The sequence below is a fragment of the Pseudomonas sp. NyZ480 genome (assembly GCF_029537255.1).
GTDB lineage: Bacteria > Pseudomonadota > Gammaproteobacteria > Pseudomonadales > Pseudomonadaceae > Aquipseudomonas > Aquipseudomonas taiwanensis.
In genome coordinates this window covers 1,819,179-1,844,197 of record NZ_CP120626.1, presented here as the reverse complement: position 1 = coordinate 1,844,197, position 25,019 = coordinate 1,819,179, and the positions used below count along the sequence as shown (strand labels likewise).

The window sequence follows — 25,019 nt, the reverse complement described above, 5'->3', positions numbered from 1 at the left end:
CCCGCGGTAGCGGCTTGCCGGTGATGAGGCCAACCCAAGCCGCAGAAACGAAACAGGCCGCATGAGCGGCCTGTTTCGGTTTGCAGCAACCACTCAGTAACGAGTGATGTCCGCTTTGGCTTCCAGCTGCTTGCGGTAGGCCGCGAAGTCCTGCTGACCGGCCCGCGAAGCGAGGTAGCTGCGGATCTGCAGCTTCTCCTCGTCGCTAGCGGCGGCGCCTTCGTTCACGCCCTTGAGTTGCAGCACTACCAGGCTGCCGTCATTGAGCACCACACTGCCGAACACCGGTTTGTCCTTGGCTTGCGGCTTGGCCAGACGGAACAGCGCCTGCAACTCGGCCGGGTCGATACCGTCCTGGCCACGGGTAACGGCTTCGTGTGCAGTCCACCCCTGCCCTTCGTATGCAGCACCCGCGGCGATGGAACCATCGCGCAGACCTGCAATCAGCTTGTCGGCTTTGGCCTTGAGCTCGGCGGTAGCCTTCTCTTTGGCCAGGTGCTCCCTGATGTTCTTGGCCACGGCCTCCAGCGGCAGTTGCTCAGGCTTGCGGTGCTCCTTGACGCGCAGCACCACGGTGGTCTCCGGGTCGAGCTCGATGGCGGTGCTGTTGGCAGCCTCCTCCAGCACTTCTTCGGAGAATGCCGCCTGGATCACCGCACGGTTGGCAGTGATACCTTCGCCGCCTTCACGACCGAACGGTGCCGAAGTCTGCACCTTCAGGTTCAGGTCCTGGGCCGGCTGAACCAGGTCGGACGCCTCGTAAGCGGCATCCTGCAACTGCTTGGCGGCATCGACGTAACGCTGCTCGACCAGCGGCAGCTTCAGGTCGCGAGTCAACTTGTCCTTGAGGCTGGCAAAGCTCGGTACTTCCGGCGCCTGCACGCCCAGCAGCTTGATCAGGTGGTAGCCGAACTCGGTGCGCACCGGAGCCGATACCTGACCGTCCTTGAGCTTGTACAGCGCATCCTCGAAGGCGGGGTCATAGACGCCCGGGCCAGCGAAACCGAGATCACCACCGCTGTTGGCAGAGCCAGGGTCCTGGGAGAACTCCTTGGCCAGGGCGGCGAAATCCTCACCCTTGGCCAGACGCTGCTCGACTTCCTCGATGCGGGCCTTGGCCTGGGCATCGCTGACCTTGTCGTTGACTTCGATCAGGATGTGAGCGGCATGGCGCTGTTCGGCCAGGTTGGCGATTTCTTTCTCGTACTGGGCCTTGAGCTCGTCATCGGTCACTTTGACCTGGTCGAAGAACACCGACTTCTTCAACTCGATGTAGTCGATGACCACCTGGTCCGGCGACATGAACTCCTTGGCATGCTCGTCATAATGCGCCTTGACCTCTTCGTCGCTGACCTTGACCACAGCCGGGTTGGCCTTGAAGGTCAGGGAAGCGAAGTCACGGGTCTGGTTTTCCAGGCGAGCGAATGCCTCCACCTGCTTGTCAGTGACGAAGCTGCTGCCGGCAAGGCCGGTACGCAGTTGGCCGATGAGCATTTCTTCGGCGAGCATGTCGCGGAACTGCATGCGGCCATAGCCCATCTGGCGGATGACCTGGTCGAAACGGTCGGCATTGAACTTGCCGTCGACCTGGAATTCCGGTCTTTGCAGGATCACTTGATCCAGCGCTGCCTCGGACAAGGCAAACTTGGCGTCCTCGGCTCCCTGCAGCAGCAGTTTGCGTTCGATGAGCCCGTTGAGCGCGGCGTCGCGCAGCATCTTGTCATCCAGCAGCGCAGGGTCGAAATCCTTGCCCAGCTGTTGCATCAGCTGACGACGCTGCATGTCCGCGGCCTGGCTCAGCTCGTTCTGGCTGATGGTCTGGCCGTTCACCTTGGCGGCGTCCTGCGAATGAGTGGCGGCCTGAAAAATGGCCTCGAACCCGGTCAACGCCATCAGCACGACGATGAGGCCGATGATGGTCTTGGCAATCCAACCTTGTGAATTGTCCCTGATATTTTGCAGCATGCGTCCCCCAGAAACGGTTGTACCACTGCGTCGACAACCGCGGAGCGTGGGTAGAGTCCTGATATGAAGAAAGGCGCATCCGGTGGATGCGCCTTCTCAAAGCGGGCGTGCTCGGCGGGAACGTTTGCGCCCCACCGCCACGCGGTCGGACCTGGCCAAGCCAGGACCGGCTGAAAGAGACGACTTAGTTGACGGCGTCTTTCAGGCCTTTACCAGCCTTGAAGCCTGGAACCTTGGCGGCAGCGATCTTGATAGCCTTGCCGGTCTGTGGGTTGCGGCCGGTGCGCTCGGCGCGCTCCTTGACCGAGAAGGTACCGAAGCCAACCAGTACCACATCGTCACCTTGCTTCAGGGCGCCGGTGACGGATTCGATGACTGCGTCCAGCGCACGGCCGGCTACAGCTTTCGGGATGTCAGCAGATGCGGCGATAGCGTCAATCAGTTCCGACTTGTTCACTCTAAGTCCCCTTATTCTCTATTGAGTTTGTTTCTAAGTATGTAATGAAAAGCTTATGAAACGTGCGCTGGGCGGCTTGTTGACAATAGCGTGCCGCTTTATAGCAAGGCCCCGAAAAAACTGTCAAGGAAAGCCCCCCAGCTAAAAACTACTAGTGCGTGCTGATTCTTTCCTTAGCATCGCCGTCGCGCTTTTCATCTTTCGCGACTATCTCCGGAGCCACATCTGGCAAGGGCTCCGGGGCGTATTGCAGCGCAATTTGCAGGACTTCGTCAATCCATTTGACGGGTTTGATCTGAAGATCCTGTTTGATATTTTCCGGAATCTCCTTCAGATCGCGAACATTCTCCTCGGGAATGATCACCGTCTTGATCCCGCCACGGTGTGCCGCCAGCAGTTTTTCCTTCAAGCCGCCGATAGCCAGAACCTGGCCACGCAGGGTGATCTCACCGGTCATGGCAACATCGGCGCGCACCGGAATCTGGGTCAGCGCCGACACCAGCGCAGTGCACATGCCGATACCCGCGCTCGGCCCGTCTTTGGGCGTTGCCCCCTCTGGCATGTGGATGTGCACGTCGTGCTTCTCGTGGAAATCGGCGGCAATGCCCAGGCTTCGGGCACGGCTGCGAACCACGGTCTGCGCGGCCGTGATCGACTCGACCATGACATCGCCCAGCGAGCCGGTCTTGATCAACTGACCCTTGCCCGGAATCACCACGGCCTCGATGGTCAGCAATTCGCCGCCCACTTGGGTCCAGGCAAGGCCGGTAACCTGGCCGATCTGGTCTTGCTGCTCGGCCAGGCCATAGCGGAACTTGCGCACGCCAAGCAGGTGCTCGAGCTGCTCGCTGGTAACCTTGACCTTGACCTGCTTCTGCCCGGTATGTTCCTTGACCACCTTGCGGCATACCTTGGCGATCTGCCGCTCAAGGCCACGCACACCGGCTTCGCGGGTGTAGTAGCGAATGATGTCGCGGATGGCCGAGACGTCGATCTCGAGCTCTTCCTTCTTCAAACCGTTGGCCTTGACCTGCTTCGGGGTCAGGTACTTGACCGCGATGTTGATCTTCTCGTCCTCGGTGTAACCCGGCAGACGGATGACTTCCATGCGGTCGAGCAGCGCCGGCGGGATGTTCATCGAGTTCGAGGTGCAGAGGAACATCACGTCCGAGAGGTCGTAATCGACCTCCAGGTAGTGGTCGTTGAAGTTGTGGTTCTGCTCCGGATCCAGCACTTCCAGCAGCGCCGAAGCCGGGTCGCCACGCATGTCGCTGCCCATCTTGTCGATTTCGTCGAGCAGGAACAGCGGGTTGCGCACACCCACCTTGGTCATTTTCTGGATCAGACGACCCGGCATCGAACCGATGTAGGTACGACGGTGACCCCGGACCTCGGCTTCGTCACGCACGCCACCGAGGGCCATGCGCACGAACTTGCGGTTGGTGGCGGCAGCGATCGACTCGGCCAGCGAGGTCTTGCCGACGCCAGGCGGACCGACCAGGCACAGCACCGGGCCGCGAATTTTCTTTACGCGCTTCTGTACGGCGAGGTACTCGAGAATGCGCTCCTTGACCTCTTCCAGGCCATAGTGGTCTGCATCGAGAATTTCCTCGGCCTTGGCCAGGTCCAGGCGCACTTTGCTCTGGGCCTTCCACGGCACCTGCACCAGCCAGTCGAGGTAGGAGCGGACCACCGTGGCCTCGGCCGACATCGGCGACATCTGCTTGAGCTTGTTCAACTCGGCCTGGGCCTTGGCCAGTGCGTCCTTGGGCAGGCCGGCGGCTTCGATGCGCTTCTTCAGCTCTTCGACTTCATTGTGGCCTTCGTCGCCGTCACCGAGCTCCTTCTGAATGGCCTTCATCTGCTCATTCAGGTAGTACTCGCGCTGGCTGCGCTCCATTTGCTTTTTGACCCGACCGCGGATGCGTTTTTCCACCTGCAGCAGGTCGATTTCCGCATCCAGCAGCGCCAACACATGCTCGACACGGGCCGGCAGGTCGACGATCTCAAGGATTTCCTGCTTCTGCTCGATCTTCAGCGCCATGTGGGCAGCCATGGTATCGACCAGGCGGCCCGGCTCTTCGATGCTGTTGAGCGACGACAGCACCTCGGCGGGGACTTTCTTACCCAGTTGGACGTACTGCTCGAACTGCGACAGCAGGGTACGCACGAAGACTTCCGACTCGCGCTCGGCGGCGTCGACTTCGTCGATCAGGGACACTTCGGCACGGATGTGCCCTTCAACTTCGGTGAAACGCTCGACCGCGCCGCGCTGTTCGCCCTCGACCAACACCTTCACGGTGCCATCAGGCAATTTCAGCAGTTGCAGCACGGTGGCAACGGTACCGACACGATACAGGGCGTCTTCGCCCGGATCGTCATCGGCTGGGTTCTTCTGGGCAAGCAGGAGAATCTGCTTTTCGCCCGTCATCGCGGCCTCGAGGGCTTCGATAGACTTTTCGCGCCCCACGAACAGCGGGATAACCATGTGCGGGTAAACAACGACATCGCGCAATGGCAAAAGAGGCAAGTCGAGGGTGGTCTTCATGATTTCGCCTCTACAGCGGCCTTATGGCCGGAAACCGGTGGAAATTATGCTTGGACCTAATGTGGGGGCAGGCTTGGCAAATTACAAGCGCTGGAGAAGGAAAAGCAGAAAGGGGCCCGTAGGCCCCTTCTTGCTTGTTGCCATCGCCCGACTCAGAGGTCAGGTGCGGCCTTGGCTTGCGGCTCACTGTTTTCGTAGATCAGCAGCGGCTGCGAAGTGCCTTCGATGACGCTCTCGTCGATCACCACCTTGCTGACATCCTTCTGCGAAGGAATCTCGTACATGGTGTCGAGCAGCACGCCTTCGAGGATCGAACGCAGGCCACGGGCGCCAGTCTTGCGCTCCAGGGCCTTGCGGGCGACGGCCTTGAGGGCGTCGCTGCGGAACTCGAGGTCCACGCTTTCCATCTCGAACAGCTTGGCATATTGCTTGGTGAGGGCGTTCTTCGGCTCGGTGAGGATCTGCATCAGTGCAGCCTCGTCCAACTCGTCGAGCGTCGCCAGCACTGGCAGACGGCCAACGAACTCGGGGATCAGGCCAAACTTCACCAGATCGTCCGGCTCGACCTCACGCAGCGACTCACCGACCTTCTTGCCTTCTTCCTTGCTGCGCACTTCCGCGCCGAAACCGATGCCACCTTTGGTGGAGCGGTTCTGGATGACCTTTTCCAGGCCCGAGAAGGCGCCACCACAAATGAACAGGATGTTGCGGGTATCAACCTGCAGGAATTCCTGTTGCGGGTGCTTGCGGCCCCCTTGCGGCGGTACGGAGGCGACGGTGCCTTCGATCAGTTTCAACAGCGCTTGCTGCACGCCCTCACCCGATACATCGCGGGTAATCGACGGGTTGTCCGACTTACGTGAAATCTTGTCGATTTCGTCGATGTAGACAATACCCATCTGGGCCTTCTCCACGTCGTAGTCGCACTTTTGCAACAGCTTCTGAATGATGTTCTCGACGTCCTCACCCACATAACCGGCTTCGGTCAGGGTCGTGGCGTCAGCGATGGTGAACGGTACGTTCAACAGACGTGCCAAGGTTTCGGCGAGCAGAGTCTTGCCCGAGCCGGTTGGCCCGATGAGCAGGATGTTGCTCTTGCCGAGTTCGACCTCGTCACCCTTCTTGTCACGTTGGTTCAGGCGCTTGTAGTGGTTGTACACCGCTACGGACAGCACCTTCTTGGCGCGCTCCTGACCAATTACGTACTGGTCCAGGATGCCGCTGATTTCTTTCGGCGAAGGCAATTTGTGCGCGCTGCTTTCGGCCTGGGCTTCCTGCACCTCCTCACGGATGATGTCGTTGCACAGGTCGACGCACTCGTCGCAGATAAATACCGAGGGCCCGGCAATCAATTTGCGCACTTCGTGCTGGCTTTTGCCGCAGAAGGAGCAATAGAGCAATTTGCCGCTGTCCTCGCCGTTACGGGTGTCAGTCATTCGATCGATCCAATCCGGTAGGCTTGCAACACAAGATGAAGGCAATTGCGGGCTTTTTCAAGTCCGCAGGTAGGCGCTTTCGGCACCTACCTGCTCTGGCACCTGGGTTCAGGAGGCCAGTTGCCGCTTGTCGTATACCGAGTCGATCAGGCCGTACTCGGCCGCGCGCGAGGCGCTCATGAAGTTGTCACGCTCGGTGTCGCGCTTGATGGTCTCCAGGTCCTGGCCAGTGTGGTAGGCCAGCAGCTCGTTCAGGCGCGCCTTGATGTTGAGGATTTCCTGGGCGTGGATCTCGATATCGGTGGCCTGACCCTGGAAGCCGCCCAGCGGCTGGTGGATCATCACACGCGAGTTCGGCAGGCAGTGACGCTTGCCCTTGGCACCGGCCGCCAGAAGGAAGGCGCCCATGCTGCAGGCCTGGCCGATGCAAATGGTCGAGACGTCCGGCTTGATGAACTGCATGGTGTCGTAGATCGACATGCCAGCAGTCACGGAGCCGCCCGGAGAGTTGATGTACAGATGGATATCCTTGTCCGGGTTTTCCGCTTCAAGGAACAGCAGTTGCGCCACCACCAGGTTCGCCATGTAGTCCTCTACAGGGCCAACCAGGAAGATCACTCGCTCCTTCAACAGGCGCGAGTAAATGTCATAGGCACGTTCGCCACGGGCGGACTGCTCGATAACCATCGGGACCAGACCGCCTGCGGCCTGGATGTCAGAGCTCTGCTGAATATAAGAATTGCGGGACATGTCCTGCGCTCACTCCCAAATAGTCATGGCTTGAATACGCACAAGCCAGCGCGAAGGCTGGCTTGTGGGGGTTTCCTACGAGAGAAACGTATTACTCAGCGGCTGGAGCCTGTGCTGGTTTTACTGCTTCTTCGTACGAGACCGATTTGTCGGTCACAGTCGCTTTCTGCAGAACAGTATCTACAACTTGTTCTTCCAGCACAACCGAACGGACTTCGTTCAGTTGCTGGTCGTTTTTGTAGTACCAGGCGATGACCTGCTCAGGCTCTTGGTAAGCCGAAGCCATTTCTTCGATCATCTCGCGAACCTTGACGTCGTCCGGCTTCAGCTCGAACTGCTTGACCACTTCGGCGACGATCAGGCCCAGCACAACGCGGCGCTTGGCTTGCTCTTCGAACAGCTCGGCTGGCAGCTGCTCAGGCTTGATGTTGCCACCGAACTGCTGAACAGCCTGGACGCGCAGGCGGTTGACTTCGTTTTCCAGAAGGGCTTTCGGCACTTCGATCGGGTTGGCGGCCAGCAGACCGTCCATGACCTGGTTCTTGACCTTGCTCTTGATCGCCTGACGCAGCTCACGCTCCATGTTCTTGCGAACTTCGGCGCGGAAGCCTTCCAGGGTCGATTCCTTGATACCGAACTGGGCGAAGAACTCTTCGTTCAGCTCTGGCAGCTGAGGCGCGGCAACGGCGTTGACGGTAATGGTGAACTCGGCGGCTTTGCCAGCCAGGTCCAGGTTCTGGTAGTCCTCTGGGAAGGTCACGTTGACAACGCGCTCTTCGCCAGCCTTGGCGCCTACCAGGCCATCTTCGAAGCCTGGGATCATGCGGCCGGAGCCCAGCACCAGCTGAGTGCCCTTGGCCGAACCACCGGCGAAGGCTTCACCGTCGATCTTGCCGACGAAGTCGATGTTGACCTGATCGTCTTTCTCGGCGGCGCGCTCGACGGCTTCGAAGCGCACGTTCTGCTTGCGCAGCACTTCCAGCATGTTGTCCAGGTCAGCGTCAGCCACTTCGGCGCTCAGGCGCTCGACCTTGATCGACTCCAGGCCCGCAACGGTGAACTCTGGGAAGACTTCGAAGACAGCGACGAATTCCAGGTCCTTGCCCTTCTCGAAGGACTTCGGCTCAACGGACGGAGCACCAGCCGGGTTAAGCTTCTGCTCGACAACCGCCTCGTAGAAGGAAGCCTGGACCAGGTCACCGAAGACTTCCTGACGGGCATCGCCCTCGAAGCGCTGGCGGATCACGCTCATTGGCACCTTGCCCGGACGGAAGCCCGCGACCTTGGCGCGCTTGGCAGTCTGCTGCAGACGCTTGTTGACTTCGTTCTCGACGCGCTCGGCCGGAACGGCGATGGTCATGCGGCGCTCGAGAGCGGAAGTGTTTTCAACAGAAACTTGCATGGATATTCCTCGTTGCACAGACGTTAGCCGGCGATAGCCCGACTCCAGAATCAAGGGCAAACATTCTAGTGAGTCGCGCACCAGAAGTCACCCCACCCGGGACGACGGAAAACCACGCCGGTCGATTAACTTGCAAGGCCCGCACGGCGCACCGCCGGGCCCTTCTATATAAGGAGGCTGCGCGACGCCTTGGGCGGCACACAACCGAAATACCTTGTCAAACAACTGCCAGGGCAAGCGACACTGTTTACTCAGGGTCGATCTCGTTGAACTGGCAGTACTCTTCCCACTCCATCCCCAGCGCCTCGGCCACTTCGCGATGGGTCTCCAGGCGCATCGCCTGCAGTTGCTCAGGGCTTTCGGCGATCAACTGCAGCGCCAGCTCCCAGGGCTCGATACCCTGCTCCTCGGCGGCATCCTCGAAGGCCCATTCGATCTGCTGGGCTTGCTCACGGGCATCGAGCTCGCAAATCTCTTCGAGCAGCTGCGGATTGGCTTCGGCGAAGCGCTGCAGCGCCAGGGCCTGACGGGCTTCTTTTGCAATCACTGGGTTGTTCCTCTGCCGGCCAGATGGTCCGGTGTTTCAACCGGCTGAAATCTAACAGCTTTTATTGGGGCGCCACCAGAGGATTGCAAGGGGGGAGGGAATCCAGCAATTCGCACGGCGCATCGCGAGCAAGGCTCGCTCCTACGTTCGTTTCAGGCCAATCATTCCTGCGAGATTTGCGCTCAAACGCTTCGGCACTCGACGCGATATCGCGTCGTCAAACAAGGCGGTCGCGCGCGTCTGTCACTGGCGGTACCGGCCCGAAACAGACGCAGGAGCGAGCCTTGCTCGCGATGCGCCGCGCGGGCGGCGCTCGATACCCGCACCAGCCAACAACTCAAGACACGCCCCAAAAGGCACAAAAGCCGCAATAAGCGGCTTTTCAATGCAAAAGATGGTGCGGACGAAGAGACTCGAACTCTTACAGCTTGCGCCGCTGGAACCTAAATCCAGTGTGTCTACCAATTTCACCACGTCCGCATACAGCAGATAACATAAAGGCGCCCGACCATTCGATCAAGGCGCCCTTAAAGAATATGGGGTGGACGATGGGAATCGAACCCACGACAACTGGAATCACAATCCAGCGCTCTACCAACTGAGCTACGCCCACCATATTGCGGTCTTGCGGTACTACATTACAACCGTGTTACAACCTTACAGAAGCATGGTGCGGACGAAGAGACTCGAACTCTTACAGCTTGCGCCGCTGGAACCTAAATCCAGTGTGTCTACCAATTTCACCACGTCCGCGTAGCGCTTAAAACAAAGGCGCCAGATCATGCAATCAAGGCGCCTCTGAAGAATATGGGGTGGACGATGGGAATCGAACCCACGACAACTGGAATCACAATCCAGCGCTCTACCAACTGAGCTACGCCCACCATATCGCTATACAGCCTTACTTGCTCGCCCAAGCAGCCTAATGGCGCACCCGGCAGGACTCGAACCTGCGACCATCCGCTTAGAAGGCGGATGCTCTATCCAGCTGAGCTACGGGCGCATAAGCAGTGTGCCTGACCGAACGAGCCAACAAACCACTCATTCTGCCCGACCTTGCCAACCCGTGCTAGGTCGTACCCGACAAGTGCGGCGAATCTTATAGACGAGCGGGAATACCGTCAACACCTTTTTCTAAAAAATTTAAATTATTTAAGGGGTTAGGGGATTTGCCCGACCACCCGCCTTTGCCCTTTGGCCATGTCGTGCGAGAATGCGCCCTCTTTAATGTTCCTTTCTCGATGGTTAATCACGCGTCTATGACTGCACACCTAATCGACGGCAAGGCGATCGCCGCCAACCTGCGCCAGCAGATCGCTCAACGTGTCGTGGAGCGTCGCCAGCAAGGCCTGCGCACTCCAGGCCTGGCGGTGATCCTGGTCGGCACCGACCCCGCTTCCCAAGTCTATGTCTCGCACAAGCGCAAGGACTGCGAAGAGGTCGGCTTCATTTCGCAGGCCTTCGACTTGCCCAGCGAAACCACGCAGCAAGCCCTGACCGACCTGATCGACCGCCTCAATGACGACCCGGCCGTCGACGGCATCCTGTTGCAACTGCCGCTGCCCGCACACCTTGACGCCTCCTTGCTGCTTGAGCGGATCCGCCCGGACAAGGATGTCGATGGTTTCCACCCCTACAATATCGGCCGCCTGGCCCAGCGTATCCCGCTGCTGCGCCCATGCACGCCCAAAGGCATCATGACCTTGCTGCACAGCACCGGCCAGGACCTTTACGGCATGAACGCAGTGATCGTCGGTGCCTCCAACATCGTCGGCCGCCCCATGGCCATGGAACTGCTGCTGGCCGGTTGCACCGTCACCGTCTGCCACCGCTTCACCAAGGACCTCGCCGGCCACGTTGGCCGTGCCGACCTGGTGGTAGTGGCCGCCGGTAAGCCGGGCCTGGTCAAGGGCGAGTGGATCAAGGAAGGCGCCATCGTCATCGACGTCGGCATCAACCGCCAGGACGACGGCAAGCTGGTCGGCGACGTGGTCTACGAGACCGCCCTGCCCCGCGCAGGCTGGATCACCCCGGTACCAGGCGGTGTCGGGCCGATGACCCGGGCGTGCCTGCTGGAGAACACGCTGTACGCAGCGGAAGAACTGCACAAGTAAGCACACGTGGCGCACGACGTGAAACGGCACCCAGAGGGTGCCGTTTTCGTTGGCGAGCCCTACCGCGCCAAACCTGGCCCCTGGTGCTAACACTGTACGCAAGGCATTCGCCGCATCGCCATTAGCCTCACTGCTCCCCCCCTTCAGGAGCAGCCCATGCACACCTTGCAACCTCACCACCTGGCGCTGATTCAGCAGCGCCTGCCCGACTGGCTGACCGAGGCCACCAAACAGCAACGCCAGATCCTGCGCAAGCGCGTGCAGCACAGCCACAAGGCCACGAGAAAACTGCACGAGGCCATGACTCCCCTCGAATCGGTGGAAGCCTTCTGTCGCCCCTTGCTCAACGAAGCCCTCGCCCGCTGGTATCCGGACATACCGCTCCCTTCACCCGATACGGCCGTGCTGGCCGACCGCACGCCCGCTCATCGACGCATGATGTCCTGGCTGGAAGCCGCCATGCAGAACATGGCCGACGACACGCCCATCCGCCTTTATGCCTCCGAAGACGCCCTCGAGCCCATGGCCGTGGACACCACGCTGTTCGTCAAAGGCGTGCGCAATCTTGACCTTGGCCAACGCTACCTGAACCACCTGCGGCAACACATCGACACGGATGACTTTCGCGCCCTGCTTCGCGGGCAGGACCACGCAGCCTTCGCGGCGGAACTGACCTACGCTCGCCTGCAAGGACGGATCGACAGCCGCGGGGAATCCTTGGGCGAAGCCGCGCTCGCAGGCTCGCACGAAGTGCGCTCACTGACCGGTACAAGACGCCTTCAATGTGGCTACCTGAGCGTTCTCGGCGTCCCCCTGAGCGGGCCTTTGCTGGTGCGACTGGAGCCACGCGACGAGCAAGAGCCCTGCCTGCTCTACTTGCCCGCAGACCCCTCGGGCGCAGTACGCCAGTACCCCTCCCTGCAGGCTGCCGGCACAGCGCTTACCCACCGTTTATGGCAGGAGGACTTCCGACTGTTCTTCAACCGCTTCGTCAGCCACGCGCAACAACCCGCCTTCGCTGCCCGACTGCGGCAAAGACTCTACCCTCGTTACCCCTACGCACTGCTCTACCCAACGCCACCTGTGCTGGAAAAAGGCGAGTCGGTAAGTTGGATCAAACGGCTGTTCCCCTCCCCCCACGACGTATGGCAGGAGACCCTCGACAAGAATGCCCGCCTGACGCTGACCTTCACGCCCTGGACAGGTGACTGTTTCGAACAGCGAGCCAGCAGCCAGGTGCAGGTCGCCTTGACCGATGCCGTGACGCTGGTCGTACCCACGGCGCGTTTCGACGCTGCGATCGGGCAGGCACGCCTGCTGGGCTGGCTGGGCGTGGGCCTGACCGCACTGAATGTGGCGAGCTTGTTCGTGCCGGCGCTGGGCGAGTTGATGCTGGTGGTCGGCGGCGCGCAGATCGTGAACGCGTTTCTCGAAGGCGTGCATGCACTCAACGAGGGAGAAACCGATGCGGCCATCGGCCATCTGTTCGATGTGTTCGACAATCTGGTGCAGATTGCCGTACTGGGCGCCGCTCATGCGGCAATCGGTCTGACTGGCCCGCTGGAGAACTGGACACGCATTCCAGGCCCCTCTGGCCAACGCCTCTGGCATGCAGACCTGCTGCCTTTCAGCCGAGAAGCGCCCTGGCCACCAGGCGCTCCGGCAACCAAAGGCTTGCATCATCATCAGGGCCGTCCCTGGCTCACCCTGGAAGGCAACCACCTTCCGCTCGAAAAAACAGCAGCCCATGGCTGGCGTCTCGCAACCGCCAGAGGCCACCAGTATCAGCCTCGCCTGTTGGGCAACGGCCACAGTCCTTGGCTGCTCGAACACGAGCAGCCTCTGGCTTGGACCACCGCCAGGCTCATGCGCCGAATCGGCAACAGTGGCGTCGCGGTGAGTGACGAAACCCTGCTACGGGCCCTGCGCAGCAGCAGTTTCAGCGATGCAGCCGTGCGCCGCGTGGTGGTCGATCAGGAAGCCGCCCCAGCCCTGCTGCTCGACAACCTGCAGGCACTTGGCGCAACGGATGCCGCAACACCTGGGCCGACAAACACCGGCATGGTCGTCCTCGGACGCGATTTTCCTTCCCTGAGTCTCAGGGCCAAGTCCGAGATCCTTGCCAAAGCCAGCAACCGCGACCTGGACCATCTGCAACGCAGTGGCCGCCTGCCTATCGCCATTGCACAGACAGCTCGCCTGTACCTGCGCGAAGCTCGCATCAACCGCGCCTTGCTGCGTTTTTACCAGGACAGCGGCCCCTGGCAGGATCGCGATGCCCTGGCCTTGGGTTGCCTGGAGCAGTTACCTGGCTGGAGCAACGCGGTACGTATCGAGTTGCGCGAAGGCAGTCTGCACGGCCGGCTTATCAACGCTGCCGGCCCGCGCGGTCGACCGGTCAAGACCCTGGTGCGCCATGAACAAAGCTACCAACCCTATGACGAGCACGCAGAATCATTGTCCGGTCACAGGACCCTTTACCAAGCCCTGCTCGATGCCTTGCCGGACAGCGAGCGGACAGCGCTGAACCTGCAGATACACGACCCCCTGCCATTACGCGATGCATTGTTCGAAAAAGCCGCCGCCGACCGCGACAATGCTGCCCGCCTGCTGGGCATGGCTCCGGTACGCAAGCTCTACCAATTACCCACGCGCCTTCTGGAAACAGGACGCATAGGCTATCCACTCAGCGGCCGCGGCCAAGGCTGGGCGAATGACGACGCGTTGTTCGACATGCTGTTTCCCAGCCGCGAGCCAGGCGATCGCGAATGGTTGCGTTATCGCCTGCGCCAGGCGGCCGGAGACGCACCCGGCGCGTTCACCAGGCTGCTCGAAGGCTTGCGAACAGAGTACCAACGCCTTGGCACTACGCTCGACACCTGGGTCAATGACGCAGAAGGGCTTATGGTGGGCGCCATCGAACAGCGCCGCATCGCTCGCACCGAGGCGGCCTGTCGCATACGCCAGGCATGGCGACGGGAAAGCCCGCAAGTCGATCAGGTCGAATTGGTGCTCGAGGCGCAACACCTGGGCTCTCTGCCAACCTTGCCGGTACGCCTGACGCACGTGAATTGGCTGATCGTGGTCGGTTCACGCGCCGGTGAAGCTGCCAATCTGGATGGATTCCTGCAGGCGTTTCCTGGCGTACGCCATCTGGATCTTTCCAGCAATCTGCTGCGCTGGCTGCCTGAACCCTTGACCCAGATGACCCAGCTGGAGTCCCTGGACCTGTCGGAAAACTTCCTGCTTCTGGACACGCCTCGCAACCTCGACGTTCTGGCGCACCTTCCTCGCCTGCAACGCCTGAACCTCACCGACGCGCTAGAAGACTTGCCCACCCAGGCCCTGGAACGGCTCGGTCAGTTGCAGCACCTGTACTCGTTACAGGCAGACCTCAACAATCTGGTGCTGCAGGCCGAACACTTCGATGCCCTGCAAGGTTGGCCTGCATTGACCGAGCTGAGCCTGGGGTCGAACGAAATCACCCTGACCCCGGAAAGCCGCACCGCGCTGGCACGCCTGAATCACCTGCAGTCGTTGCGCCTGGGCGAGAACCCGCTGCGCCTCGCGCCTGACGTGACCGGGTGGCAGCGACTGCACACCCTCGACCTCGACCGCGTCGAGATCACGCAGTGGCCCGTGGGACTCGTCGGCTTGATGGATCAGCGCCCCCTGGTGCTGCGTTCGCTAGACCTTAGCGGCAACCGCCTGGTTGACGCGCCCGAACTGCGCGACACAGCCTTCGCCGAAGCCATTCGCAGTGGCGAGGAAGGCACCTACTATGACTTCGACGACAACCCCTTCGACGAACAGGCCCAGCTCAGGCTGGTCAATGCCGGGCTCCAAGCCATCCCTGACCTCGACGTCCTGGAAGAAGAACCCTGGGCCCTCGAGCTTCCCGCCGAACTCGACGCGCACCGTCAAGCCCATGCCGAAGACCCCGCCTGGTCCGCGCTGTATCGCCTGGTCGAGCGCATGGTCCAAACACCGGACTATCAGTCAAACCCAACCCTCACCCGCGAGCGAATCGTCCATGTGCTGAGCACCCTGACCGCCGAAGATCTTGTCGATGGGGAAACTGGCTGGGGACGCGCGCAATTGCTCGAACAAGTCACCGCCGAGATCAACGATGCCGCCGAGGCCTGCGTGGATCAGGCCAGCCTGCTGTTCCAGCGAGTGGAAACGCAAGTCGCGGTGTGGCGCTGCGTAGCCACTTCCCACACCGGAGCATCGGACGAGGCTGTCGCTGTCTCCGTGGTCACCAGCCTGGCACGCCAAGCATGTCTCGATGAACGGGTCGGCGCCCTGTACAACGCCCGCCGGGCGCGACGCCAAGCCTTGAGCGCAGCCGAGGACGAGGCCGCGCGCCAGGCCGCTCCAGCGCTGTTGGCCGACGATGACATGAGCGATGAGCGACTGACCGACCCTCAACTCCCTCCCGACGAAATCGAAATAGCCCTGGTCGCACGCATCGCCTTGCGTGAACGTCTGAGCCTACCCGATCAACCGGCGCAGATCGCTTTCGGCTACCTGGCGCAACTGAGCGAGGGCACATTGGAGCACCTTGCCCAGGCGGTACTGGCCGAGGTGGATGGGGCTTTCCTGGCGCGCTGGGCAAGCGAGCAACCCTTTTGGCGCGCCTGGGTGCAACGGCTTTACCCTGAGGCCTTCCAGGCACTGGCCCGGGAGTGGCAGGCGGCTTCGGAGTACTACACCGACTTGACCGAGCCGACCTCGGCAATCGCGCCCTACACCGGACCGGCCGTGCCACCGAGATTCATCGAAGCCCTGGAGCGGGAGACCTCCGCAGTACAGGGCTTGAGGTGGCGGATTGAAGGCATCTTGCAACGTATCGACCTGGTATCAGGACGGTACAGCGGCGAAAGCGAGCTGTACGAACGGGCTGGCCGATTGCTGCTCAGCACCCGTCGCGACGCCCAAGACGCCCTGTATCGACAGCTGGCGATGACAATGTTCAACACGCAGTGAGGTTCCCTGCACAGGCCTTGGGCGAGCTTCGCGCCAGGGCCGCCCACAGCCGATTCGGCTGCCTGGCGCTTGATTTCAGCTGTTGCGGCTGAGCCCCGCCCTGCGCACAGCCAGCTTTTGCACAGTGCCTGTCGGAAAATATACCTACAGCCCACCCTGAGAGCCCACCCGACGCTCAGGTGCGCCGCTGTACGGAGAACCCCATGACCCGCTATATCGATGTGCAAGACCTCGCCCGCCTGGTCAATCGCAAAGGTCTGTCGACCTGCCTGGTGGAAATGGCCGAGTACATTCGCCAGGACTATCTGCGCTGGCAGGACTTCGAAAAATGCGCGCGCCTGGCCAATCACTCGCCGGACGGAGTGATCGAGCTGATGCCGGTTTCCGATCACAACCTGTATGCCTTCAAACACGTCAACGGCCACCCGAAGAACACCCGCGACGGCCTGCTGACGGTGATGGCGTTCGGCGCCCTGAGCCGCGTCGACACTGGCGCCCCGGTGCTGCTCAGCGAAATGACGCTGACCACCGCACTGCGCACCGCAGCCACCTCGGCCCTGGCCGCCCGCTACCTGGCCCGCGAGGACAGCCGCAGCATGGCCTTGATCGGCAACGGCGCACAGAGCGAGTTCCAGGCCATTGCCTTCAAAACACTGTTGGGTATCGACGAGATTCGCCTGTACGACATCGACCCGACCGCCACCGCCAAGCTGGTGGCCAACCTGGCAGATCGTCCCGGCCTGAAGCTGACCGTGGCAGGCTCGGTCGCCGAGGCCGTGCGCGGCGCCGACATCGTGACCACGGTGACTGCCGACAAAGCCTACGCCACCATCCTTACCCCGGAAATGATCGAACCGGGCATGCACCTCAACGCCGTGGGCGGTGACTGCCCGGGCAAGACTGAGTTGCACCGGGCCATCGTCGAAGCGGCGCGGGTGATTGTCGAGTACGAGCCACAGAGCCGGATCGAAGGCGAGATCCAGCAGGCGGCGGCAGACCTGCCCGTCACCGAATTCTGGAAAGTGGTGACGGGCCAGGTGCCTGGCCGCGAACATGACCGCCAGGTGACACTGTTCGACTCGGTCGGCTTTGCCCTGGAGGATTACGCGGCCCTGCGTTACGTACTGGATTGCGCCCAAGCTCTGGACATCGGGCAGGACATCGAGCTGGTACCGACCCTGGAGAACCCAAAAGATCTATACGCACTGCTGCAACCGCGCAGGGTGGGCATTCGAGCGGCACACCCAGCCAGCTGCGCAATCGCCTGATATTGCGGGGCCGCACGACGGCCCCTCTTTTCCCTGCAGCGACAGTTGCGGAATTACCGCCTAACCTGTCCATGCCTCCCGCTGAATGAAGCCATTGCGCATGGACACCAAGGCCGATTCCAACCACCCCCTGGACCGCATCGACGAGGCGATCATCGACGTGCTACGGCACGATGGCCGCATCACTTTCGAGAAGCTGTCCACCCTTGTTCACCTCACCCCACGCCCCTGCCTGGAGCGTGTGCGCAAACTGGAGCGACGTGGGGTGATACGTGGATACGGAGCGATCATCGACTTGCAGAAAGTATCGCCTGGGCTCTCGTTGCTGGTACTGGTGGCACTCTCCAACCAGAGCGGCCGCGCTGCACAAAAGGCCTTCGAGGCCACCATGCGCAGTTGCCCCGAAGTGTACGAGTGTCATTTGATCAGCGGCCATTTCGACTACAGCCTGCGCATGCGCTGTCGGGATATGGAGCACTACCGGGTCCTTACCGAACACTGGATGAACGATGACGCCCTGCATATCGACAAACTGGTGGCGCACCCGGAGCTGGCGGCGGTCAAGAGCATGGCCCCACTGCCGTGATCAGGCCGAGCGCCATGGCTCCGGTTGTCGATAGGCCTGCGCCCATGCCGCCACCTCGCCCACTGGCATCGGGGCAGCGATGCCATACCCCTGCGCCAGTGCGCAACCAAGCTCCATCAGCACCCGCCCATGCTCGACGCTTTCCACCCCCTCCGCGATGACCTCGCGGCCAAAGGCCCGTGCCAGGCCGATCACCGCCCCGGTGAGCGCCAGGTCATCCTGGTCATGGAGGATGTCGCGCACGAACGACTTGTCGATCTTGATGGTCTGAGTCGGCAGGCGCTTCAGGTAGCTCAAGGACGAATAGCCGGTGCCGAAGTCATCCAGCGAAAAACGTACCCCCAGCGCCAGGCACGCGTCCAAGCAACGGCTGACGTGCTGGAGATTATCCAGCGCCACCGACTCGACGATCTCCAGGTCCAACCGAGTGGGGTCAATGCCTGGGTGCTCGGCCAGCAACTGCGCCAGCCGCGCGGCAAAGTCATTGCGCTGCAGATGTCGGGCGGCGATGTTCACACTCAGCGACCAGTTACGCCCTTCGCGTTGCCATCGACGCAGTTGGTGCAGCGCCTGCTCGATCACCCACTCGCCAATCTCCACGATCAGGTCGGTCTGTTCGACCAAGGGCAGAAACTCGCCTGGCAATACCAGTCCACGGCCTGGGCACTGCCAGCGCAGCAGGGCCTCGAAACCCAGCACCTGGCCGCTGTGCAGGTTGACCTTGGGCTGGTAATACAGACACAGCTCGCCCTGGCGCAGCGCACGGCGCACCTGCGCGACCGTCTGGTGCGTCGCCTTGAGTTCCAGTTCCTGGGAAACATCGAAAATGTGATACCGGTTGCGCCCGCGCTGCTTGGCCACGTACATGGCCTGATCGGCATGGCGTACCAACGTATCGGCATCTTCGTCATCCTGTGGGAACAACGTCACGCCAACGCTGGCACTGAGCGCCAGGCGCTGCTCGCGAATGACATAAGGCGCAGCCAGGGCGTGCAGTATCCGATGCAAGGCGGCATGCAACTGTTGACTGCCATCGACATGACGCAGGATCAGCACGAATTCATCGCCCGACAGCCTTGCCACTGCATCACCACCGCGCAGGATGCTCCTCAACCGCTGGGCCACCTCGACCAGAAGCAAGTCGCCCGCGGCATGTCCGTAGCCATCGTTGACCGCCTTGAAACCGTCGAGGTCGAGCATGCACACCGCCAACGGAATGTCCTCGCGACGGGAAAACGCCAGGGCCTGGTTGAGCAACTCGGACAAGTACGCGCGGTTGGGCAACCCAGTGAGCACATCGTGTCCGACACGCCATTGCAGGGTGTGCAGCAACTGGCGTTTTTCAGTGACATCGAAGCGGATCGAGACGTACCTGTGCACCTTGCCAGTCTTGGGGTCGATCAGCGGCACCATGGTACTGTCCACCCAGTACAGCGAGCCATCCTTGGCCCGGTTACAGATCTCGCCTTTCCACACCCGCCCTGCGACCAGGGCCCGCCACATGCCCAGGAAAAACTCCGGCTCGTGCAGGCCTGAATTGAGAATACGGTGATTGGCACCGAGCAGTTCTTCACGGCTGTAGCCAGAGATACTGCAGAACTGCTGGTTGACGTAGGTGATTCGCCCGCGCAGGTCGGTCTCGGAAAAGATCGCGGCCGCGTCCACGGCCGCGCGATAGATATCGTCCATAGCATCCTGCCTTTAACGGTTGAAGCGCTCCACCAGGGCGCGCAATCCGGCGCACACCTGTTCCAGCTCGGCGCCGCGCGAGGCGGCGGCATTGGCGCTATGGGCACTTTGCTGCGCGATGCCAGCGACCCCGTTGATTTGCCGGGACACCTCTTCGGCTACCGAAGACTGCTGCTGCGAGGCCGTCGCCATCTGCTGGCTCATGTCGCTGATTCGCTGCACCGCCTCGCGTATACCTTGCAACGCTTGTTGCGCCTCCTGCACCTGGGCTACACCGTGCTCGGCCCCTTCGATGCCCTGGCTGGCGATGGCCACGGCCTGCTCGGCGCCCTCGCGCAACGTGTCGATGACGCCCTGGATGTGCAGGGTCGACTGGCGGGTCTTGTCGGCCAACGCCCGAACCTCATCGGCCACCACCGCGAACCCACGCCCTTGCTCACCGGCACGGGCCGCTTCGATGGCCGCGTTCAGTGCCAGCAGGTTGGTCTGCTCGGCGATGGCGCGGATCATCCCGGCCGCCTCGGAGATGGCGTCGGTCTGGTCCGCAAGGTCAGTGACCGCCCGGTTGATCTGCCCAACGGTGGCCGCGAGGTTGCGAATAGCCGTACCGGTCGAGTCGGCGACCCGGTTCCCCTGCTCGGCGAGCCCATGGGCGGTATGGGCTTCACTGGCCGTTAACTGCACATGGCTGGCAACCTCACCGATCGAGGCGGCCATCTCGGTCATGGCGGTGGCGGTCAGGTCGGTTTCGGCGCGCTGCTCGAGCAGGGCGGTTTCAGTGCCACGGGACAACTGCCCCGCCTGCGCGGCGGCCACGGCCATCTGCGCGGCAAGATCGCTCAGGCGGGTCAGCGCTGTCTTGAGTCGCGCATGCTCACCGACCAGGATCAACTGCAACTGCCCGGCAGCGCCCGGCAGGTCGCTGTAGGTCAAGGCTGCGATCGGGTCCGCGAAGGTACCGTCTGCGCCCTGGATCACACGCTGCAACTGCCGGCGCAAATCGTTGCGTCCCCATAGGCCGTAGGCCACGAACAGCGCGAAGGTCACGCCCTGGCCCAGCGCACCAGGCAAGCACTGGTTGGCCGCCACTGCCAGGGCACCACCGAGCATCGGCAGTGCCAGCGCCTGCCCCAGCAATGCCAGGCGACGGCCGGTCGACAACGCCGACTTGCCTTGGCGCAAGCGCGCATACAACGCCTCGGCCCTACGCACTTGATCGCGGGTCGGACAGACCCGTACCGACTCGTAACCGACCACCCGCCCATCTTCCAGGATCGGCGTGACATAGGCATTGACCCAGTAGAAATCGCCGTTGCGACAGCGGTTCTTGACGATCCCCATCCAGCTTTTACCGGCCTTGAGGTAACGCCACATCAATGCGTACACCGCCTCAGGCATGTCCGGGTGCCGCACAAGGTTATGCGGGCTGCCGATCAGCTCGGCTTCGCTGTAGCCGCTGATGGCAGCGAATTCTGGGTTGCAGTAGGTGATCAGGCTGGCCGTATCGGTGGCCGATATCAGTCGCTGATCTTCGGGGAAACGCTGCTCGACCGGTGTAACCGGCAGGTTGACACGCACGATGGGACTCCATTCACAAGAAAACCGGCGCCGCGCTCATCGGACACACCGGAACCGCTTCACATCGTGGGGCTCCAACGCTCCAGAGCACCTGAGCCCCTTGCAGCCTCGGGTCGAGCATAGAGCGAGAGCCGATAATGACTGGCCGGTCAAAGTGCGAATTCTACGAATACCATCACATAAATCAAGCAAATGTGATCCAAGGCGGCGTTGCCTTACACCAAACTATACCGGTAAGTTCCTGATTCTAAATGGGAATTAATTGATGAAGAGATCAGCTCTGGGATTTGCCCTGCGCCGCTACCGTAAGCTGGCAGGCTTGACGCAGGCACAATTCGGCGAGCAGACCGGCTTCGACCCCAAGACCATCAGCCGCTTCGAGACCGGCACCTACACCCCCAGCATCGACGCCCTGCTAACCTTCGCCGACGTTCTGGGCATCAAGCCCAAGGTCTTCTTCTGCGAGCCTGACGATGAAGACGAGCAGCGAGCGTACCTGTTCGATGTGATTCACAAGGCCCCGCCCAAGGCGCTTGGCAAGCTGATTGCAGCAGTGGATCAGGCATTGGCCAAATCCTGAACTCTTTCGCCTCATCCGCGCGGGCGCCCCACCAGGCCCGCAACGCTATGTGCACCGAACTAGAGCCAGTGAGGCCACAATGCCCCATAACTGGTCAGACCGGTAAGGCCGAATTTCCTTGCAAAGTCGGATTTTTCGCGCTTTTATGACCCTGCACTGAACAAACCGGTAAGACCACAATAATTAAGTCCTGCGCTCTTTCGCCCTCGCGGCATCGAAGCAAGGACACCGATCAGAGACCCCTCCCATGCTCAAATGGTGCTCGCGTTCGATCTTTCTGCAAGTGGTGCTGGGCCTTGCCCTCGGCATTGCCTGCGGCCTCAGCTTCCCCGACCTGTCCCTGCAACTCAAACCCCTCGGCGACGGCTTCATCAAGCTGATCAAGATGCTCATCGGCATCATCGTGTTCTGCGTGGTGGTCAGTGGAATCTCCGGCGCCGGCGACCTGAAGAAAGTCGGGCGAATCGGCCTGAAGTCCGTCATCTATTTTGAGATCCTGACCACCATCGCTCTGGTCATCGGCCTGGTCTTCGCCTTCACCAGCGGCATCGGCAGCGGCGCCAACATTCACCTCGAGCAGCTGTCCAGCGCCGACGCCAGCAGCCTGGCCGAACGTGGCCAGCACATCCATGGCGCCACGGCGTTCTTCATGGACCTCATCCCGACGTCGGTGGTCGGTGCCTTCGCCGATAACAACATCCTCCAGGTGCTGCTGTTCTCGGTGCTGTTCGGCAGTGCCCTGAACCTGGTGGGCGACTCGGCGGCGGGTATCTCGCGGCTGATCAATGAGCTGAGCCATGTGGTGTTCCGCATCATGGGCATGATCGTGCGCCTGGCCCCCATCGGTGTGTTCGGCGCCATTGCCTTCACCACCAGCAAGTACGGCCTGGAATCCCTGCAGCACCTGGGCGGGCTGGTCGCCTTGTTCTACCTGACCTGCGCGGGCTTCGTGCTGATCATCCTCGGCACCGTGATGCGCCTGTCGGGCCTCAAGCTGCTGCCGTTCATCAAGTACCTGCGCGAAGAGCTGACCATCGTACTCGGCACCGCCTCCTCCGACGCCGTGCTGCCACAGATCATGCGGAAGCTCGAACACCTGGGCATCGGCAGTTCCACCGTCGGCCTGGTGATTCCGACGGGCTACTCGTTCAACCTCGACGGCTTTTCCATCTACCTGACCCTGGCCATCGTGTTCATTGCCAATGCTACCGGCACACCGCTGGCGATGACCGACCTGCTGACCATTCTGTTGGTGTCGCTGGTGACCTCCAAGGGAGCCCACGGCATCCCAGGTTCGGCGCTGGTCATCCTCGCTGCCACCCTGACCGCCGTACCGGCGATTCCAGTAGTGGGCTTGGTGTTGGTGCTGGCGGTGGACTGGTTCATGGGCATCGGCCGGGCGCTGACCAACCTGATCGGCAACTGCGTGGCTACCGTGGCCATCGCCCGATGGGAAAAGGACATCGACATGCAACGTGCGCAGAATGTGCTCGATGGCAAGCCGGGTTTCGCCCACACCCCACGCAAGCAGCCCAACGCCCATCAACAGGAATTTTGACCGAGTGTGGCCGGCATTGATGCCGGCCCCTCCAGGAGCGAACCGTGATCAGCTCATCGACCGTCGTCAACTCAGTGGTGGAAAAACTGCGCCAGGCGCTTGCACGGGGCCAGTGGCGCTCCGGCGACATGTTGCCTGGCCAACGCGAGCTGGCCGAGCAACTGGGCATCAGCCGCCCTAGCCTGCGCGAAGCCGTCACCGTGCTGGAAACCCTGGGCCTTGTGCGCGCCATGCCGGGCAAGGGGGTTCTGGTACTCGATGCCGAGGCGATGGTGACCGAGCCCGGTGCCGATACCACGGCACCGGCCAGCCTGGCCGACGTGCTGGAGCTGCGCTACACCCTCGAACCTTTCATCGTCGGCCTGGTGGCGCAATCGGCCAACAGCCAGGACATTGGCCAATTGCGCCTGACCCTGATGGACATGCGCGAAGCCCTCGAGGCCGATGACAGCGAAGCCGGTGTCAAAGCCTACATTGCCTTCCACGAGGCGCTGTTCGCCCTGACCACCAACCCGATCTTCCAAAGCGTGGTACAGCAGACCAGCAATGCCCTCAAGCAAAGTGCCGACATGCTACGCAATTCCCCCGAGCACCTGGCCGCCCGACTCAAGGAGAACGAAGCCGTGGTGCGGGCCATCCGTGATCGCAACAGCGCCCAGGCCAGCGCCCAGATGCGCCGGCACATCCTGGCCGAAGGCCAGCGCATGGGAATCGAGCTGAACATCCCGGACGAACATCACAGCCAATGACCCCAGGAGAGCGACCATGACCGCCTGCGCCCAAGCCGCCCCTCAGTTGCCTGCCCTGCTCGCCGCTGGCGAGACGCGCCTGTCGGCCGATCAGATCTACCCCCGGCTGTTCGACGCCATTCTCGAGCAGCGCCTGCCACCGGGCAGCCTGCTGCCCGAGCAAGCGCTGGGCAATGCCTTCGGCGTCAGCCGCACGGTGATTCGCCGGGTGCTGGGGCGCCTGTCGGATCAGCAAGTGGTGGTTCAGCGCCCAAGCCACACCGCCCACCTGGCCGCACCTGGCCCTGAGCAAGCACGCCAGGTGCTCAGCGCCCGACGCCTGGCGGAGACGACGTTGATCACCCTGGCCACCCAGCGCGCCAAGCCCTCGCACATTCGCCAATTGCGCTCGCTGGTGGAGCGCGAACGCCTGCACCACGAGCGTGGCGAGCGCTGTGCGGCGATTCGACTGGGGGGCGAGTTCCACCTTAAACTCGCGCAAGTGGCCGCCAACGCCCCCTTGGCGCGCTTTCTCAACGGCCTGGTACCGATGACCTCGCTGATCATCGCGCGCTACGAATCACCGTGCTGCGAACACTGCGCCTGGGAGGAACATGCCGCGATCATCGACGCCGTGGAAGCCGGCAACGAGGAAACAGCGCTGACCCTGATGCACCAGCACCTCGACCGTTTGGAAGACAAGCTCGAACTCGAGTGATCCACACCGCCTTTGCGCCATCGCCGCTGCTCGTCGCGGCGACGCGCCGTCGCGATGGGCTGCAAGGCAGGCACAGAATGCGCCCCCTATACTCGTTGAACCCCCT

At 61.8% G+C, this 25,019-nt stretch carries 17 protein-coding genes and 5 tRNA genes; 8 read left to right on the top strand and 14 right to left on the bottom strand.

What is annotated here, in order from left to right; genetic code table 11:
• Positions 1-93: 93 nt before the first annotated feature.
• The 12 genes from P3R38_RS08325 to P3R38_RS08270 all read right to left on the bottom strand — a co-directional run bounded on the left by P3R38_RS08325 (position 94) and on the right by P3R38_RS08270 (position 10,108).
• Positions 94-1,965, bottom strand: a complete 1,872-nt coding sequence (locus P3R38_RS08325; RefSeq protein WP_027906794.1) for a SurA N-terminal domain-containing protein — start codon at positions 1,963-1,965, stop codon at positions 94-96.
• A 184-nt stretch (positions 1,966-2,149) separates the two neighbouring features.
• Positions 2,150-2,422: a nucleoid-associated protein HU-beta gene (gene hupB, locus P3R38_RS08320; protein ID WP_011533117.1), complete on the bottom strand. Its 273-nt coding sequence runs from the start codon at positions 2,420-2,422 to the stop codon at positions 2,150-2,152.
• A 151-nt stretch (positions 2,423-2,573) separates the two neighbouring features.
• On the bottom strand, positions 2,574-4,970 hold the full coding sequence (lon, locus tag P3R38_RS08315; RefSeq protein WP_277686989.1) for an endopeptidase La: 2,397 nt from the start codon (positions 4,968-4,970) through the stop codon (positions 2,574-2,576).
• A 152-nt stretch (positions 4,971-5,122) separates the two neighbouring features.
• Positions 5,123-6,406 carry an ATP-dependent Clp protease ATP-binding subunit ClpX gene (gene clpX, locus P3R38_RS08310; protein WP_023379635.1) on the bottom strand — a complete coding sequence of 428 codons (1,284 nt, stop codon included), beginning with the start codon at positions 6,404-6,406 and terminating at the stop codon, positions 5,123-5,125.
• A gap of 108 nt (positions 6,407-6,514) precedes the next feature.
• Positions 6,515-7,156: an ATP-dependent Clp endopeptidase proteolytic subunit ClpP gene (gene clpP / locus P3R38_RS08305; protein ID WP_003259400.1), complete on the bottom strand. Its 642-nt coding sequence runs from the start codon at positions 7,154-7,156 to the stop codon at positions 6,515-6,517.
• A 91-nt stretch (positions 7,157-7,247) separates the two neighbouring features.
• A complete protein-coding gene (gene tig, locus P3R38_RS08300; protein WP_027906793.1) occupies positions 7,248-8,558 on the bottom strand; it encodes a trigger factor in 1,311 nt (436 codons plus the stop codon).
• A 247-nt stretch (positions 8,559-8,805) separates the two neighbouring features.
• Positions 8,806-9,105, bottom strand: a complete 300-nt coding sequence (locus P3R38_RS08295) for a DUF6388 family protein (RefSeq protein WP_027906792.1) — start codon at positions 9,103-9,105, stop codon at positions 8,806-8,808.
• A gap of 395 nt (positions 9,106-9,500) precedes the next feature.
• Positions 9,501-9,585: transfer RNA gene (locus P3R38_RS08290), tRNA-Leu, on the bottom strand.
• Positions 9,586-9,642: 57 nt separating this feature from the next.
• A tRNA-His gene (locus P3R38_RS08285) sits at positions 9,643-9,718 on the bottom strand.
• 55 nt (positions 9,719-9,773) lie between these two features.
• Positions 9,774-9,858 (bottom strand) — tRNA-Leu (locus P3R38_RS08280).
• Between the two features lie 55 nt (positions 9,859-9,913).
• Positions 9,914-9,989 (bottom strand) — tRNA-His (locus P3R38_RS08275).
• Positions 9,990-10,031: 42 nt separating this feature from the next.
• Positions 10,032-10,108, bottom strand: a tRNA-Arg gene (locus P3R38_RS08270).
• Between the two features lie 256 nt (positions 10,109-10,364).
• Here P3R38_RS08270 and folD point away from each other — a divergent pair.
• The 4 genes from folD to P3R38_RS08250 all read left to right on the top strand — a co-directional run bounded on the left by folD (position 10,365) and on the right by P3R38_RS08250 (position 18,062).
• Positions 10,365-11,219, top strand: coding sequence for a bifunctional methylenetetrahydrofolate dehydrogenase/methenyltetrahydrofolate cyclohydrolase FolD (folD, locus tag P3R38_RS08265; protein ID WP_023379632.1), 855 nt, complete (start codon positions 10,365-10,367; stop codon positions 11,217-11,219).
• Between the two features lie 156 nt (positions 11,220-11,375).
• Positions 11,376-16,208: an NEL-type E3 ubiquitin ligase domain-containing protein gene (locus P3R38_RS08260; protein ID WP_277686988.1), complete on the top strand. Its 4,833-nt coding sequence runs from the start codon at positions 11,376-11,378 to the stop codon at positions 16,206-16,208.
• 203 nt (positions 16,209-16,411) lie between these two features.
• Positions 16,412-17,476: an ornithine cyclodeaminase gene (locus P3R38_RS08255; protein WP_023379630.1), complete on the top strand. Its 1,065-nt coding sequence runs from the start codon at positions 16,412-16,414 to the stop codon at positions 17,474-17,476.
• A 100-nt stretch (positions 17,477-17,576) separates the two neighbouring features.
• Positions 17,577-18,062, top strand: a complete 486-nt coding sequence (locus P3R38_RS08250; protein WP_104881980.1) for an Lrp/AsnC family transcriptional regulator — start codon at positions 17,577-17,579, stop codon at positions 18,060-18,062.
• Here the strand turns inward: P3R38_RS08250 and P3R38_RS08245 are convergent, their stop codons facing one another.
• The gene (locus P3R38_RS08245) at positions 18,063-19,751 is read right to left on the bottom strand and encodes an EAL domain-containing protein (RefSeq protein WP_027906787.1); all 1,689 of its coding nucleotides are present in this window, start codon (positions 19,749-19,751) and stop codon (positions 18,063-18,065) included. It lies immediately after the preceding gene.
• 12 nt (positions 19,752-19,763) lie between these two features.
• Positions 19,764-21,329, bottom strand: a complete 1,566-nt coding sequence (locus tag P3R38_RS08240) for a PAS domain-containing methyl-accepting chemotaxis protein (protein ID WP_027906786.1) — start codon at positions 21,327-21,329, stop codon at positions 19,764-19,766.
• Positions 21,330-21,594: 265 nt separating this feature from the next.
• Between P3R38_RS08240 and P3R38_RS08235 the strand changes: the two genes are divergently transcribed.
• The 4 genes from P3R38_RS08235 to P3R38_RS08220 all read left to right on the top strand — a co-directional run bounded on the left by P3R38_RS08235 (position 21,595) and on the right by P3R38_RS08220 (position 24,913).
• The gene (locus tag P3R38_RS08235; protein ID WP_027906785.1) at positions 21,595-21,909 is read left to right on the top strand and encodes a helix-turn-helix transcriptional regulator; all 315 of its coding nucleotides are present in this window, start codon (positions 21,595-21,597) and stop codon (positions 21,907-21,909) included.
• 247 nt (positions 21,910-22,156) lie between these two features.
• Entirely contained in the window at positions 22,157-23,467 is a 1,311-nt protein-coding gene (locus P3R38_RS08230) for a C4-dicarboxylate transporter DctA (protein WP_027906784.1), read from the top strand.
• A 44-nt stretch (positions 23,468-23,511) separates the two neighbouring features.
• Positions 23,512-24,216 (top strand): FadR/GntR family transcriptional regulator, encoded by a 705-nt coding sequence (locus tag P3R38_RS08225; RefSeq protein WP_023379624.1) that lies wholly within the window; start codon positions 23,512-23,514, stop codon positions 24,214-24,216.
• Positions 24,217-24,232: 16 nt separating this feature from the next.
• Positions 24,233-24,913 carry a GntR family transcriptional regulator gene (locus tag P3R38_RS08220; protein ID WP_023379623.1) on the top strand — a complete coding sequence of 227 codons (681 nt, stop codon included), beginning with the start codon at positions 24,233-24,235 and terminating at the stop codon, positions 24,911-24,913.
• Positions 24,914-25,019 lie beyond the last annotated feature (106 nt).

What these genes read in the sequence shown, in the direction of transcription:
- P3R38_RS08260 (WP_277686988.1), top strand. Translation starts at nt 11,376, where the DNA reads ATGCACACCTTGCAACCTCACCACCTGGCGCTGATTCAGCAGCGCCTG.
- folD (WP_023379632.1), top strand. Translation starts at nt 10,365, where the DNA reads ATGACTGCACACCTAATCGACGGCAAGGCGATCGCCGCCAACCTGCGC.
- clpX (WP_023379635.1), bottom strand. Translation starts at nt 6,406, where the DNA reads ATGACTGACACCCGTAACGGCGAGGACAGCGGCAAATTGCTCTATTGC.
- P3R38_RS08235 (WP_027906785.1), top strand. Translation starts at nt 21,595, where the DNA reads ATGAAGAGATCAGCTCTGGGATTTGCCCTGCGCCGCTACCGTAAGCTG.
- P3R38_RS08250 (WP_104881980.1), top strand. Translation starts at nt 17,577, where the DNA reads ATGGACACCAAGGCCGATTCCAACCACCCCCTGGACCGCATCGACGAG.
- P3R38_RS08255 (WP_023379630.1), top strand. Translation starts at nt 16,412, where the DNA reads ATGACCCGCTATATCGATGTGCAAGACCTCGCCCGCCTGGTCAATCGC.
- clpP (WP_003259400.1), bottom strand. Translation starts at nt 7,156, where the DNA reads ATGTCCCGCAATTCTTATATTCAGCAGAGCTCTGACATCCAGGCCGCA.
- P3R38_RS08325 (WP_027906794.1), bottom strand. Translation starts at nt 1,965, where the DNA reads ATGCTGCAAAATATCAGGGACAATTCACAAGGTTGGATTGCCAAGACC.
- P3R38_RS08230 (WP_027906784.1), top strand. Translation starts at nt 22,157, where the DNA reads ATGCTCAAATGGTGCTCGCGTTCGATCTTTCTGCAAGTGGTGCTGGGC.
- P3R38_RS08220 (WP_023379623.1), top strand. Translation starts at nt 24,233, where the DNA reads ATGACCGCCTGCGCCCAAGCCGCCCCTCAGTTGCCTGCCCTGCTCGCC.
- tig (WP_027906793.1), bottom strand. Translation starts at nt 8,558, where the DNA reads ATGCAAGTTTCTGTTGAAAACACTTCCGCTCTCGAGCGCCGCATGACC.
- P3R38_RS08245 (WP_027906787.1), bottom strand. Translation starts at nt 19,751, where the DNA reads ATGGACGATATCTATCGCGCGGCCGTGGACGCGGCCGCGATCTTTTCC.
- lon (WP_277686989.1), bottom strand. Translation starts at nt 4,970, where the DNA reads ATGAAGACCACCCTCGACTTGCCTCTTTTGCCATTGCGCGATGTCGTT.